The sequence below is a fragment of the Pseudomonas sp. Wu6 genome, from assembly GCF_019891515.1.
Lineage (GTDB): Bacteria > Pseudomonadota > Gammaproteobacteria > Pseudomonadales > Pseudomonadaceae > Aquipseudomonas > Aquipseudomonas orientalis_A.
The window spans coordinates 76,246-89,625 of the sequence record NZ_JAFLXH010000003.1; the positions used below are offsets into that span (position 1 = coordinate 76,246).

Consider the following 13,380-nt stretch of genomic DNA (forward strand, 5'->3'; position numbering starts at 1 on the left):
AAAAAGCCCGCTTTCATAGCAGGCTTTTCTTAACGCTGGGTTTACTTATTTCTGCTGCGCCGTCAACGCCGCATACCCATTCATCAAATTGCGATAGTTGGGAATACGCTGGGACAACAGATTCCCCAAGCCTTCGATATCGTAACGCCAGTCGCGGTGCAGCTCACACGCCACCGAGAACCAGTTCATCAGCTGCGCACCGGCCTGGGTCATCCGGCTCCAAGCTGCCTGCTGCACCGTGGTATTGAACGTGCCCGACGCATCCGTCACCACAAACACCTCGAATCCTTCCGCCAGCGCCGACAAGGTCGGAAACGCCACGCACACATCCGTTACTACACCGGCAATGATGATCTGCCTACGTCCGGTGGCCTTGATCGCCTTGACGAAGTCTTCGTTGTCCCACGCATTGATCTGGCCTGGGCGAGCGATATACGGCGCGTCCGGGAACATCTCCTTCAACTCCGGCACCAGCGGGCCGTTGGGGCCTTGCTCGAAGCTGGTGGTGAGGATGGTCGGCAGATTGAAGAACTTGGCCAGGTCGGCGAGGGCCAGCACGTTGTTCTTGAACTCGTTGGGGGAGAAGTCCTGCACCAGGGAGATCAGGCCGGTCTGGTGGTCGACCAGCAGTACGATGGCGTCGTCTTTATTGAGGCGGTTGTAGGTTGGAGTGCTCATGGTTGAATCCTTTTTTGTTTAGGTTGGTTGGGCGTTGTGTTCAACATGGGCACAGATTAATGGGTGGTTGATGAGGGATAAATCGGCTGTGATGAGTCTTACTGTCAACTTGAACAGGACGATGGTTAGTGCAGCAGTCTGTTGCACAAAATCAATGTGAAGAGCGATGGGGGATTTGACTTTGAATGGCCAGCAGGTCCTATCCCTTTCATTTGCAGGACGTTTCCGAGAGAATCCCAACCGCATTGCGCCAGCGGGAATGGGTGACTAGGCTGCGGATTGTCACTGCACATTCAGTGACCGGGTTTAGTCGCCCGGACTTCGATTGGCGCATAAGCAATTCATGAGTCAGGCACCCCATCGCCTGCATCTTATGGTGGCTGTGCGCAGGGCACCTCCGGGTGCGCCGGGTTACCAATCGACCGGTCGACTAACCTGCGTACAGCTGCCGCCTTTTGTTTAGTCGCGGAAAGTGGCAGCTCCAAATTATCGATTGGAGTTTTGCTATGGATAACGTTTGTTCGGATTTACCGTCATCAGCTGTGACCAATCCGTTTACCGTCAATGAAGAACTGAGCTTCGAGGACGCCTGGGTGCAGGTGGCTGAGCTGCTGCATTGTGCGCTGGCCACGTCGCAGGTGCTCGGCGAGCCAGTGGCTGCCCCGCAAAGGGCGGTGATGCATTTGGTGGAGATGGCCAGAATGGTGGCCGATCGGGCTGTGGCGTGTTTGCAGGCCCCATGACGCGCAAGGCCGGCAAGTCGCTGAGCGGCCTCTTTTGATCATTCAATTGTCCAGCGGCTGTTGGACAATTGAGCCGAGATTGGCGGGCATTAAAAAGCCGGCTTATGGCCGGCTTCTCTGTGACTGCCTCAGCTTGTTTTTGACAAACCTCACCAGCCTTCAAATCGCTCAGCCCACGTTGCGTCGGGCTGAATAGTAGGGGCATCTGCGGGAACTCCTCCGCGTCGCCTGGCAGGGCAACAGCTTAAAACCATCCCCTGCCAAATGTGCGGCGCATGATACCCACATTCACCTCAGTTGCCCACCTCCGGTTCCGGTTCAGCGCCTTCCCAGCCCAGCAGGTGGTCATCCAGCGGGACGGGTGGGCGGCGGTTGTTGAGGGTGGACCACCAGAATACCCAGCCGACGATTTGGAAGTTCTGCTCGAAGCGTTCGTCGTAGGTGAGGTATTCGTCCGGGTGTTCGCCGGCGTTGTGGCTGCGCATGCGCAGGCCTCCGCCTGGGCGGTTGTAGAGGTATTTGATGCGCAGCATGCCGTCGTGTTCGACGGCGTAGATTTCGCCATCGATGATTTGGGTGCGGCCTCGGTCGATGGCGAGGGTGGCGCCTTGCTGGATGATGTCGATCATGCTGTTGTCGACCATGTAGGCGCCCACGGCTCGGTCGGGTTTTACGTTGAGGGTCTGGAGGGTGTGTTGGGTGACGCGGATGCGTTCGGTTGAGGTGAATGTGGGGTGGAGGGGGATTTCCACGTCGTTGTTTTCCGGGCGGCAGGCGGGGCCTGTGAGGTATTTGCCGATGTCTTCGCGGGCGGGTGCAATCCTTGCGGTGGGGGCTTCCAACAGGTAGTTGGCGGGCGGGTGTTTGGGGCCGCGGCCGTCGCTTAGCCAGCGACTTGAGACGCACAGCAGTTCTGCGATCTCGTTGAGTCGGCCCATGGGGACGCCGCGTTTGAACCAGTTGTTCACGTGCTGAGGCGTGACGCCGCGGTTCTTGGCGAAGTCGGAGGCGGAAAGATGAACTTCCCGTAGTAGCGCTTTTAAACGATCACCTGATGTATTCATGAACACAGAGTTTACTGGCCGGGAAAACCATTCAAATAAACCATGCGTTGATTTGCGCGTGTAGGTTTTTGCTTAGTTGTAGCTTGATTCTTCAGGGTTGCTGGTTAGTTGAACGTCTAAGCTTAAGCGCTGAACTTGATGTTTATTTTTCCCACAAAAAAGCCCCGAATAATCGGGGCTTTTTGATTGCCGTGGCAATGAGGCGCGGGTATCAGCCTTTGTAGGCGGCCACCGACTTCATGATCTCGGCGCGGGCGGCTTCTGCGTCGCCCCAACCGTCGATCTTCACCCATTTGCCTTTTTCGAGGTCTTTGTAGTTCTCGAAGAAGTGCTTGATTTGTTCCAGCAGCAGGGGCGGCAGGTCGGTGTATTCCTTCACGTCGACGTACAGCTGGGACAGCTTGTCGTGTGGCACGGCGATGACTTTGGCATCGCCGCCGCCGTCGTCGGTCATGTTCAGGATGCCGACCGGGCGAGCGCGGATGACCGAGCCTGGGGTGACCGGGTAAGGGGTCACGACCAGCACGTCGAGGGGGTCGCCGTCGTCGGCCAGGGTGTTGGGGATAAAACCGTAGTTGGCCGGGTAGAACATCGGGGTGGCCATGAAACGGTCAACGAACAGGCAGTCGCTGTCTTTGTCGATTTCGTATTTGATCGGCGCGTGGTTGGCCGGAATTTCGATGGCGACGTAGATGTCGTTCGGCAGGTCTTTGCCAGCCGGAATCTTGCTGTAGCTCATTGGGCGTTGCCCCCGTTAGTTGGCCATGTGACATGGCCGGATTGGCCTAAAAGTGGCGGCGATTATAGGCATATTCTGACGCCGATGCCATGCGCCAAGCGTCGTACGGTCATTCGCCCTGCGGCTGGTAGCGCGGGTCGCGGGCTTGCAGTTGGGTCAGGCGGGCCAGGGGATCCTGGCGGTAAAAGCGGCTGAGTTGGGCGTACACCTGTGGATAACTATTGACCAGCAAGTCCGGGGCACTGAAGAAATATTCGCTGGTGACGGCAAAGAATTCCGCCGGGTTTTCGGCGGCGTAGGGGTCGATCTCGGTTTCAGCGTCGGGGTTGGCGTCCAGTTGGCGATTGAGGTCGTCAAAGGCGCTCTGCATCACGCCGGCCCAGTCCTGCACGCGCATGTCGTTGTGCAGCGGTGGCAGGCCGTTGGCGTCGCCGTTGAGCATGTCCAGTTTGTGCGCCAGCTCGTGGATGACCAGGTTGTAGCCTTCCCATTGGCCGCTGGCCAGTACCCCGGGCCAGGCGAGTATCACCGGGCCCTGCTGCCAGGCTTCGCCGCTGTGTTCGCCGTCCCACTCGTGCTCCACGCCGCTGGCATCGCGATGGCGCTGCGGGCTGAGAAAGTCGTCGGGGTACAGCACGATTTCATGGAAGCCCTGATACCAGTCGAGGTCGCCCAGGTTCATCAGCGGCAGTTGCGCCTGGGCGGCGAGCAGCAGGCGTTGTTCCTGGTGCAGTTCGACGCCGGGCAGGGCGGTGAGGTGTTTTTCGGCGAGGAACAGCACACAGGCTTCGCGCAGCCACTGGTCTTGCTCGGCTGTGAGGCCGTCGAGGAAGGTCAGGTGGTGGCGCACCCGCTGCCAGGTGTCATCGGCAATCGGGTGCTTGGCCAGCAGGCGCCGGCGACGCCAGGCGCTGAGGGACCACACGGGCGATCAGTGTGGTTTGGCTTCGGAGGAGGTGCGGCCAAAGCGGCTGCGCACCACGCCGATGATCATCGGCACCAGGGACAGCAGGATGATGAACACGACGAGCAACGACAGGTTCTTCTTGATGAACGGCACGTTGCCGAAGAAGTAGCCCAGGGTCACCAGGCCACCGACCCAGAGAATGGTGCCGAGCACGCTGAACCCGAAGAAGCGCGGGTAGGGCATTTTCGCGATGCCGGCGACGAACGGCGCGAAGGTGCGCAGGATCGGCAGGAAGCGCGCCAGGGTCACGGTTTTGCCGCCGTGCTTGTCGTAGAAGTCGTGGGTTTTTTGCAGGTAGTCGCGACGGAAGATTTTCGAGTTGGGGTTGCTGAACAAGCGTTCGCCCACCGTTCGCCCGATCACGTAGTTGGTGCTGTCGCCGAGGATGGCCGCCAGCATCAGCAGGCCGCCCAGCAATACCGGGTCCATGCCGCCGCCTGCGGCCACGGCACCGGCGATGAACAGCAACGAATCGCCCGGCAAAAACGGCATGACCACCAGGCCGGTCTCGCAGAAAATCACCAGGAACAGAATGGCGTAGATCCACGGACCGTAATTGGTTACCAGCATGTCGAGGTAAACATCGAGATGCAGGATAAGGTCAAGCGGGTTGAAATCCATGGATGGCACCTGTGTGAATGGCCCGGCTCAGCAGGCCAGTGCGGGAACGACGGGAAATAAGGCTACACGTGTATGTCGAGATTCTTACAACCCTGAGAGGTGCGCATTATACGGATTGAATAGTGAAAAGCGTGTGGCTTTTGTAGCGGGGAGTGTCGTGAAATTGTGAAGCGGTGGGGCTCGGTTTGAAAATGTGGGAGGGGGCTTGCTCCCGATGGCGGTGGGGCAGGGATAGATTCGTTAACTGACACTCCGCCATCGGGGGCAAGCCCCCTCCCACAGGGGATTTTGGTGTTTGAGGGTCAGTCCTCGCTGATCGGCAGCACGTAGTTCTTGAATTCGGTGTCTTCGCGAAAACCGATGGACTCGTAGGTCTTCTGCGCCACGTCATTATCGCTGCTGGTCGATACCCGCAGCCGCACCGCGTGGGTTTCCTTGGCCATTTTCTTCGCTGTGCGCATCAGGTTATCGGCGACCAGTTGCCGGCGCGCGTCCTCTGCCACATAGATGTCGTTGAGGATCCACACCCGTTTGAGCGACAGCGAAGAGAAGCTTGGATAGAGCTGGCAGAACCCCAGCAGCCGCTTGTCATCATCATCGGCCAGTGCCAGGTAGATCACCGATTCCTTGCGGCGCAGGCGCTTTTCCAGGAAGGCCCGCGACGAGTCCGGGAACGGCAGGGCCCCATAGAATTCGCGGTATTTGACGAACAGCGGGGTGAGCAGGTCCAGGTGTTCCAGGGTCGCTTGAGTAATCCGCATGCCAGGCCTCAACTTCCAAATGGGTATGACCACGCGCGCGGTCGTCGCTTGATGCTGCCTAAAGCCACGAAAAAGCGCAATCGTGCGGCGATCAGTCTACGGGTGGGCTGAGCAGGAAATTGCCCTTCATCAAGTCCGGGTCATCTGATTCAATTGTCTGCAACTGCGCCTCGTCCTTGAGATTGACCCCAGACAATTGCCGGCGGCAGGCCTCGCGCATCAGGTACAGCAGGCGATGGGCCGCCATGCCGTAACTCAGGCCTTCCAGGCGCACATTGGAGATGCAGTTGCGGTAGGCGTCGGTGAGGCCGACCTTGGGGTTGTAAGTGAAATACAGCCCCAGGCTGTCCGGCGAACTGAGCCCCGGCCGTTCGCCGATCAGGATCACCACCATTTTGGCGCCGAGCAGTTGCCCGATCTCGTCGGCCACTGCCACGCGGCCCTGTTCTACCAGGATGACCGGTGACAAGGACCAGCCTTCAGCGTGGGTCTGTTCTTCCAGGCGTGTCAGAAAGGGCGCGGTGTGTTTATGCACGGCCAGCGCCGACAGGCCATCGGCTACTACGATCGCCAGGTCCATCCCATTCGGATGGGCTGCCGCATAGTCGCGCAGGGTCTGGGCCGATTCATCACTCAAGCGGCGTCCAAGATCGGGGCGTTGCAGGTAGGTATGCCGGTCGGTGGCGGCGCTGTGCAGCAACAGGCTGTCGCGGCCGCGTTCGGCACATTGGCGGCTCAGCGCTTCATGATCGAAGGGCAGGTGCACCGCGTCTCGCGCCTGGGCGTGGGCGAACTGGAAGTCCAGTTGGGCGTTGGTCGGAATGCTGGTGCCGGTGCGGCCCAGGGCAATGCGCGCCGGGGTCAGGCGGCGCAGTTGCAGCCATGGATTGTCAGGCAATTCTGGTTGCACGGTCGGCTCCTTCATCCCAATTGCGCCAGAGCGTGGCGAAACGCCGGTGGCAGGCTGTTACCAAAGTGCACCTTGCCACCTTCCTGCGTAAAGATGCCCATTTTCGCCAGCCATTGTTCGAACTCCGGCGCCGGTTTCAACCCCAGTGTCTGGCGCGCGTACAGCGCGTCGTGGAATGAGGTGGTCTGGTAATTGAGCATGATGTCGTCGGAGCCGGGGATGCCCATGATGAAATTGATCCCGGCCACGCCGAGCAGAGTCAGCAGGGTGTCCATGTCGTCCTGGTCGGCTTCGGCGTGGTTGGTGTAGCAGATGTCGCAACCCATCGGCACGCCGAGCAACTTGCCGCAGAAGTGGTCTTCGAGACCGGCACGGATGATCTGTTTGCCGTTGTACAGGTACTCGGGGCCGATAAAGCCGACCACGGTGTTGACCAGAAACGGTTTGAAGTGCCGGGCCACCGCGTAGGCGCGGGTTTCACAGGTTTGCTGGTCGACGCCAAAGTGCGCGTTGGCCGACAAGGCGCTGCCCTGGCCGGTTTCGAAATACATCAGGTTCTGGCCCAGGGTGCCGCGATTGAGGCTCAGGCCGGCGTCGTAACCTTCCTGCAGCAGGCTCAGGCTGATGCCGAAGCTGGCGTTGGCCGCCTCGGTGCCGGCGATCGACTGGAACACCAGGTCCAGCGGCACGCCACGGTTGATCGCCTCGATGGAGGTGGTGACGTGGGTCAGCACGCAGGCCTGGGTGGGAATGTCGTAGCGCTGGATGATGGCGTCGAGCATCTCGAGCATGGCGCAGATCGAGGCGATGCTGTCGGTGGCCGGGTTGATGCCGATCATCGCGTCGCCGTTGCCGTAGAGCAGGCCGTCGAGAATGCTGGCGGCGATGCCTGCCGGTTCGTCGGTGGGGTGGTTGGGCTGCAGGCGCGTGGACAGACGCCCGCGCAGGCCCAGGGTGCCGCGAAACCGGGTGACCACGCGGATCTTCTGCGCCACCAGTACCAGGTCCTGCACGCGCATGATTTTGGACACGGCGGCGGCCATTTCCGGTGTCAGCCCCGGTGCCAATAAACGCAGGGACTGTTCGTCGGCCGCGTCGCTGAGCAGCCAGTCGCGCAGGCCGCCGACGGTGAGGTGGCTGACCGGTGCAAACGCCTGTTTATCGTGGGTGTCGATGATCAATCGGGTGACTTCATCGCTCTCGTAAGGAATCAGCGCCTCCTGCAGGAAGTGCTTGAGCGGGATATTCGCCAGCGCCATCTGCGCGGCCACCCGTTCGCCGTCATTTTGTGCGGCAACACCGGCGAGGAAATCCCCGGAACGCGCCGGGCTGGCCTTGGCCATCACATCCTTGAGGCTGTCGAAGCGGTAGGTGTGTGCACCCACCGCGTGGGAAAAGCTTGCCATACAGTGTCTCCTGAATGACGCGGGCGAACCTGGAAAAGCCGCCCGCGTCGAGGTTTTCGGCAATCAGTGCAAGGCGGCCTCTGCGGCCTGGATCGCCGCAAATTCTTCTTCCGGCGTGCCTGCTACCAAGTGATGCCGGCTGTAGAAAGCAAAGTAAGCAATTAATACTCCATAGATGATCGCAGCGCCAATCACCACCCGTGGATCCACCAGAAAGCCCGCCACCACGGCCACGCAGGCCAGTACCAGCGCCACGCCCGAGGTGAAGATGCCGCCCGGCGTGCGGTACGGGCGATCCATTTTGGGGCGACGGATGCGCAGGGTGATGTGGGCGGCCATCATCAACACGTAGGAAATGGTCGCGCCGAACACCGCCACCAGAATCAGCAGATCGCCCTGGCCGGTCAGCGACAGGCCAAAGCCGATAATCCCGGGAATCACCAACGCCAGTACCGGTGCCTTGCTCTTGTTGGTCTGGGACAGTTTGCGCGGCAGGTAGCCAGCACGGGACAAGGCGAATATCTGCCGCGAATAGGCATAGATGATCGAGAAAAAGCTGGCGATCAAGCCGGCCAGGCCCACCAGGTTGACGAAGCTGCCCATCCAGGTCGAACCGCCGTAGGCCAATGCCAGGGCTTCCACCAGCGGGTTGCCGGATTTGATCAGCGCGTAAGTGCCCGCACCGCCGGGCGCGATCACCAGGATCAACAGGGCAAAACTGGTCAGCACCACAATCGCGCCGATCAGCCCGCGTGGCAGGTCGCGCTTGGGGTTCTTGGTTTCTTCCGCAGCCAGTGGCACGCCCTCTACCGCGAGGAAAAACCAGATCGCATAGGGGATCGCCGCCCACACGCCAACGTAGCCGAACGGCAGGAAGCTGCTGGCGCCCTTGGCGTCGCTCAGCGGGATATCCAGCAGGTTGGCGACGTTGAAGTGCGGCACCATCGCTACCAGGAACACACCCAGCGCGATGGCCGCGATGGCGGTAATCACGAACATCAACTTCAACGCTTCACCCACGCCAAAGATGTGGATGCCGATAAAGATGATGTAGAACGCCAAATAGATCATCCAGCCGCCAATACCGAACAGCGACTCGCAATACGCGCCGATAAATACCGCGATGGCGGCGGGGGCGATGGCATATTCGATCAGGATCGCCGTGCCCGTCAGGAACCCGCCCCAGGGGCCGAACGCGCTGCGGGCAAAGCCGTAGCCACCGCCGGCGGTGGGGATCATTGAGGACAGTTCGGCCAGGGAAAAGCACATGCACAGGTACATGGTGGCCATCAGCAGTGTGGCGAGGAACATCCCGCCCCAACCGCCCTGGGCCAGGCCGAAGTTCCAGCCGGCGTAGTCGCCGGAGATGACATAGGCGACGCCAAGGCCAACCAGTAACACCCAGCCGGCGGCGCCTTTTTTAAGTTCGCGTTGTTGGAAGTATTGGGAGTCGACTTTTTCGAAGTCGACGGAAGAATTTGTGGGTTCGCTGGGCATGGGAAGTACCTTCCATTCTTATTGTTTTAACTCGGCCTCTGTGTGCCGAATGCGCATCGCAAATACTTATGCAGATCCAAAATGTGGGAGGGGGCTTGCCCCCGATGGCGGTGTATCAATCAATTCAGTGTTGGCTGATCCACTGCAATCAGGGGCAACCCCCCTCCCACCTTTGATTGCATTGCAAAGGTGGGAGGGTGTTGTGGGTTAGAAGAAACCCAGCGGATTAATGTCGTAGCTCACCAGCAAGTTTTTGGTCTGCTGGTAGTGATCCAACATCATCTTGTGCGTCTCGCGCCCTACACCGGACTTCTTGTAACCGCCAAACGCGGCATGGGCCGGGTACAGGTGGTAGCAGTTGGTCCACACGCGGCCGGCCTTGATCGCGCGGCCCATGCGGTAGGCGCGGTTGATGTCGCGGGTCCACAGGCCGGCGCCCAGGCCGAACTCGGTGTCGTTGGCAATCGCCAGGGCTTCGGCTTCGTCCTTGAAGGTGGTGATGCTCACCACCGGGCCGAAAATTTCTTCCTGGAACACGCGCATTTCGTTGGTGCCCTTGAGCAGGGTCGGCTGGATGTAATAGCCGGTAGCCAGGTCACCGCTGAGCTTCTCCACCTTGCCGCCGGTGAGCAGTTGCGCGCCTTCGCCCTTGGCGATTTCCAGGTAGGACAGGATCTTGTCGAACTGCTGCTCGGACGCCTGGGCGCCGACCATGGTGTCGGTGTCCAGCGGGTCGCCCCGTTTGATCGACTCGACTTTCTTCATGACCACTTTCATGAAGTCGTCGTAGATCGACTCTTCCACCAGCGCGCGGGATGGGCAGGTGCACACTTCGCCCTGGTTGAAGAACGCCAGCACCAGGCCTTCGGCGGCTTTTTCGATGAATTGCGGTTCGGCTTTCATGATGTCGGCGAAGAAAATGTTCGGCGACTTGCCGCCCAGCTCAACCGTGGACGGAATGATGTTCTCGGCCGCCGCATGCATGATGTGCGAACCCACTGGCGTTGAGCCGGTGAACGCGATCTTGGCGATGCGCTTGCTGGTGGCCAGGGCTTCGCCAGCTTCTTTGCCGAAGCCGTGCACGACGTTGAGTACACCGGGCGGCAGCAGGTCGCCGATCAGTTCCATCAGCACGTTGATGCCCAGCGGCGTTTGCTCGGCCGGCTTGAGCACTACGCAGTTACCGGCGGCCAGGGCCGGGGCGAGTTTCCAGGCGGCCATCAGCAAGGGGAAGTTCCACGGGATGATCTGGCCGACCACGCCCAGCGGCTCGTGGAAGTGATAGGCAGCGGTGAGTTCGTTGATTTCGGCGCTGCTGCCTTCCTGGGCGCGAATGCAACCGGCGAAGTAGCGAAAGTGGTCGGCGGCCAGCGGGATGTCGGCGTTGAGGGTTTCGCGCACGGCCTTGCCGTTGTCCCAGGTTTCGGTGATGGCCAACAGTTCGAGGTTCTGTTCGATGCGATCGGCGATTTTCAGCAGTACCAGCGAGCGGTCCTGGGCGCTGGTTTTGCCCCAGGCGTCAGCGGCGGCATGGGCGGCGTCCAGCGCCTTGTCGATGTCCTTGGCGGTGGAGCGCGGGAAGTCTGCGATGGGCTTGCCGTTGACCGGCGAAGTGTTGGTGAAGTAATTGCCATCGACCGGCGCAACGAATTCGCCACCGATGTAGTTGCCGTACTTGGCCTTGAACGAAACGATGGCGCCTTCAGTACCGGGGTGTGCATAACGCATGGTGGGCATCTCCTGCTTTTATGTTTATCGGAGTCAGCGCGGCAAGCGCTTTATAAAGCGTAGAGCAAAGGTCGGGCCACTGGGTGCGGGCCAGGTAAATCAAGGGTTTGGTTTTGTTTACACGGCATGACTGTGGCCGGATCGATACAGGCGGGTGACAGTGTGTGCCATAAACGGTACAGCCAGTGACCGATGGGTCGGCGCGGGATTGCAATGGCCGGGTGCCTGGGGGATGCTGGGCGTTCTCACGCAGGGAGAATAATAAGAACATGCACAACGATCATTTCAGTCGCCATGCCCAGCAGGTGCTCACCGTCACCCGTGGGCAAGAGCCGCCTCACGGACCGGGCAGCGACCCGTCCATCGCCCGCTCCTGGTTGCGTTGCCTGGAGGACTACCACCTCGACCCTGCGCTGACCGTCGCCCCCACCGTGCTTGAGCATGGCCGCTTGCTGGAAAGCCGCGAACGCCTGCGCCAGGTCTTGCACATCGCCGGCACCGAAATGAACAGCCTGCACCAGCAGCTCTCGGGCGCGGGCCACGCCGTGCTGCTCACCGATGCGCGCGGGGTGATCCTCAACTGCGTCACCGCCCCCTCCGAACGCAGGATATTCGAGCGCGCCGGGCTGTGGCTGGGCGCTGATTGGAGCGAAGCCTGCGAAGGCACCAATGGCATCGGCACCTGCCTGGTCGAGCGCCAATCCCTGACCATCCACCGTGACGAGCACTTTCGCGGTCGCCATACCGGGCTGACCTGTTCGGCGAGCCCGGTGTTCGACCCCCATGGTGAGTTGCTGGCGGTATTGGATGTGTCGTCGGCCCGCGAAGCCGTGTCGCGCCAGAGTCAGTTCCACACCATGGCGTTGGTCAACCTGTCGGCCAAGATGATTGAAAGCTGCTACTTTTTGCGCCACTTCGAACAGCACTGGTTGTTGCGCTTTCATCTGCAGGCGGAGTCGGTCGGGTTGTTCAGTGAAGGGCTGTTGGCGTTTGATGGCGAAGGGCGCATCTGTGCGCTCAACCAGAGCGCACTGAACCTGTTGGGGCAGTTGCGTGGCGGTTTGTTGGGCCAGCCGGTGGAAGCGGTTTTCGACTGTTCCCTGGATCAGTTGCTGGGGCGCGCCAGCGCCAACCCCACGGCCGGCTGGCCGTTGCGTACCCGCGATGGCCGCCAGTTGTTCGCGGCGTTACGCGGGCAGGGGCGCCCGGCCCCGACGCCCAGCGCCAAGCAGACTGTTCCCGGCCGTTCGCGCTTGCCCGGCGTCTGCCTGGATGACCCGGCGCTGAGGCTGGCTTTCAGCCAGTCTGTGCGGGTGTTCGAACGTGATGTACCGTTACTGGTCAATGGTGAAACCGGCTCGGGCAAGGAAGCCTTTGCCAAGGCGGTCCATCTGGCCAGCCAGCGTGCCGACAAACCCTTCGTTGCCCTCAACTGCGCCGCTATCCCGGAAAACCTGATCGAGAGCGAATTGTTCGGCTATCGCGGCGGCAGTTTTACCGGCGCGCGCAAGGAGGGCATGCAAGGCAAGCTGCAGCAGGCCGATGGCGGCACGCTGTTTCTTGACGAGATCGGCGACATGCCCCTGGCCTTGCAGACGCGACTGCTCAGGGTGCTGGAAGACCGCCTGGTGGTGCCGATCGGTGGCGAACCCCGAGCCGTAAATGTCAGGATTATCAGCGCTACCCACCGCAACCTACTGGCCCGGGTAGAGGACGGCGGCTTCCGCGAGGATTTGTATTATCGGCTCAATGGCCTGGAAGTTGCGCTACCGGCGTTGCGTCAGCGCACTGACAAATCACAGCTGCTGGACCTGCTGCTGGCACAGGAAGCCGGTGATCAGGCTGTCTACCTGGAGCCGGCTGCGCGCGACGCGTTGTTGGCGTATGCCTGGCCGGGCAACGTCCGACAGTTGCGTACGGTATTGCGCACGCTGGTCGCGCTGTGCGAAAACGGGAAGGTCGCTGCGGAAAATTTACCGCCGATGATCCGTCACGCACCTACTCATGACGCTCCCTCAAGTGTTTCTTCGCTGTCCCCCTTTGAAGAAGCCGAGCGGTCAACCCTGCTGGCCGCGCTGGAGCAACAGCACTGGCATATGAGCCATGCGGCAACGCACTTGGGCGTCAGCCGTAACACGTTGTACCGCAAGTTGCGCAAGTATGAAATTTCACGAGCTTCGGTAGTTTAGCCTACAGTGGTTTTGAAGTTTTACAGGCGCCCTGGTTAATAAGTAAATGGGGGTGTGTAAGTTGTTGGGTTCAGCAA

General features: G+C 60.5%; 12 protein-coding genes. 2 read left to right on the forward strand and 10 right to left on the reverse strand.

The annotated features are described in order from the left end of the window. Positions 1-45 precede the first annotated feature (45 nt). Positions 46-678, reverse strand: a complete 633-nt coding sequence (gene ycaC, locus J1G34_RS02755; protein ID WP_222993249.1) for an isochorismate family cysteine hydrolase YcaC — start codon at positions 676-678, stop codon at positions 46-48. Positions 679-1,184: 506 nt separating this feature from the next. On the opposite strand from ycaC, the gene J1G34_RS02760 reads away from it, so the two are divergent. Continuing rightward, positions 1,185-1,421 (forward strand): hypothetical protein, encoded by a 237-nt coding sequence (locus tag J1G34_RS02760; protein ID WP_065895149.1) that lies wholly within the window; start codon positions 1,185-1,187, stop codon positions 1,419-1,421. Between the two features lie 293 nt (positions 1,422-1,714). On the opposite strand, the gene J1G34_RS02765 is transcribed toward J1G34_RS02760, so the two are convergent. From J1G34_RS02765 to exaC, 9 genes are all read right to left on the reverse strand, one after another. Continuing rightward, positions 1,715-2,485, reverse strand: a complete 771-nt coding sequence (locus tag J1G34_RS02765; RefSeq protein ID WP_065886816.1) for a LexA family transcriptional regulator — start codon at positions 2,483-2,485, stop codon at positions 1,715-1,717. A 211-nt stretch (positions 2,486-2,696) separates the two neighbouring features. Next, a complete protein-coding gene (ppa, locus tag J1G34_RS02770) occupies positions 2,697-3,224 on the reverse strand; it encodes an inorganic diphosphatase (protein ID WP_049711351.1) in 528 nt (175 codons plus the stop codon). 109 nt (positions 3,225-3,333) lie between these two features. Next, positions 3,334-4,149 (reverse strand): M90 family metallopeptidase, encoded by an 816-nt coding sequence (locus J1G34_RS02775; RefSeq protein ID WP_122738771.1) that lies wholly within the window; start codon positions 4,147-4,149, stop codon positions 3,334-3,336. A 6-nt stretch (positions 4,150-4,155) separates the two neighbouring features. Continuing rightward, positions 4,156-4,812, reverse strand: a complete 657-nt coding sequence (locus J1G34_RS02780) for a DedA family protein (RefSeq protein ID WP_065886818.1) — start codon at positions 4,810-4,812, stop codon at positions 4,156-4,158. 302 nt (positions 4,813-5,114) lie between these two features. Further along, a complete protein-coding gene (locus J1G34_RS02785) occupies positions 5,115-5,573 on the reverse strand; it encodes a GNAT family N-acetyltransferase (RefSeq protein ID WP_056861944.1) in 459 nt (152 codons plus the stop codon). Between the two features lie 91 nt (positions 5,574-5,664). Next, positions 5,665-6,498 (reverse strand): ethanolamine ammonia-lyase subunit EutC, encoded by an 834-nt coding sequence (gene eutC, locus J1G34_RS02790; RefSeq protein WP_065895151.1) that lies wholly within the window; start codon positions 6,496-6,498, stop codon positions 5,665-5,667. Next, positions 6,495-7,889, reverse strand: a complete 1,395-nt coding sequence (locus tag J1G34_RS02795) for an ethanolamine ammonia-lyase subunit EutB (RefSeq protein WP_122462691.1) — start codon at positions 7,887-7,889, stop codon at positions 6,495-6,497. The genes eutC and J1G34_RS02795 overlap by 4 nt, the downstream gene beginning before the upstream one ends. Before the next feature lie 63 nt (positions 7,890-7,952). Next, positions 7,953-9,386 carry an ethanolamine permease gene (eat, locus tag J1G34_RS02800; RefSeq protein WP_065895153.1) on the reverse strand — a complete coding sequence of 478 codons (1,434 nt, stop codon included), beginning with the start codon at positions 9,384-9,386 and terminating at the stop codon, positions 7,953-7,955. Between the two features lie 207 nt (positions 9,387-9,593). Continuing rightward, positions 9,594-11,114: an acetaldehyde dehydrogenase ExaC gene (gene exaC, locus J1G34_RS02805; RefSeq protein ID WP_065895154.1), complete on the reverse strand. Its 1,521-nt coding sequence runs from the start codon at positions 11,112-11,114 to the stop codon at positions 9,594-9,596. Positions 11,115-11,383: 269 nt separating this feature from the next. Between exaC and J1G34_RS02810 the strand changes: the two genes are divergently transcribed. Beyond that, a complete protein-coding gene (locus J1G34_RS02810; protein WP_130137858.1) occupies positions 11,384-13,303 on the forward strand; it encodes a sigma-54-dependent Fis family transcriptional regulator in 1,920 nt (639 codons plus the stop codon). Positions 13,304-13,380: the final 77 nt, after the last annotated feature.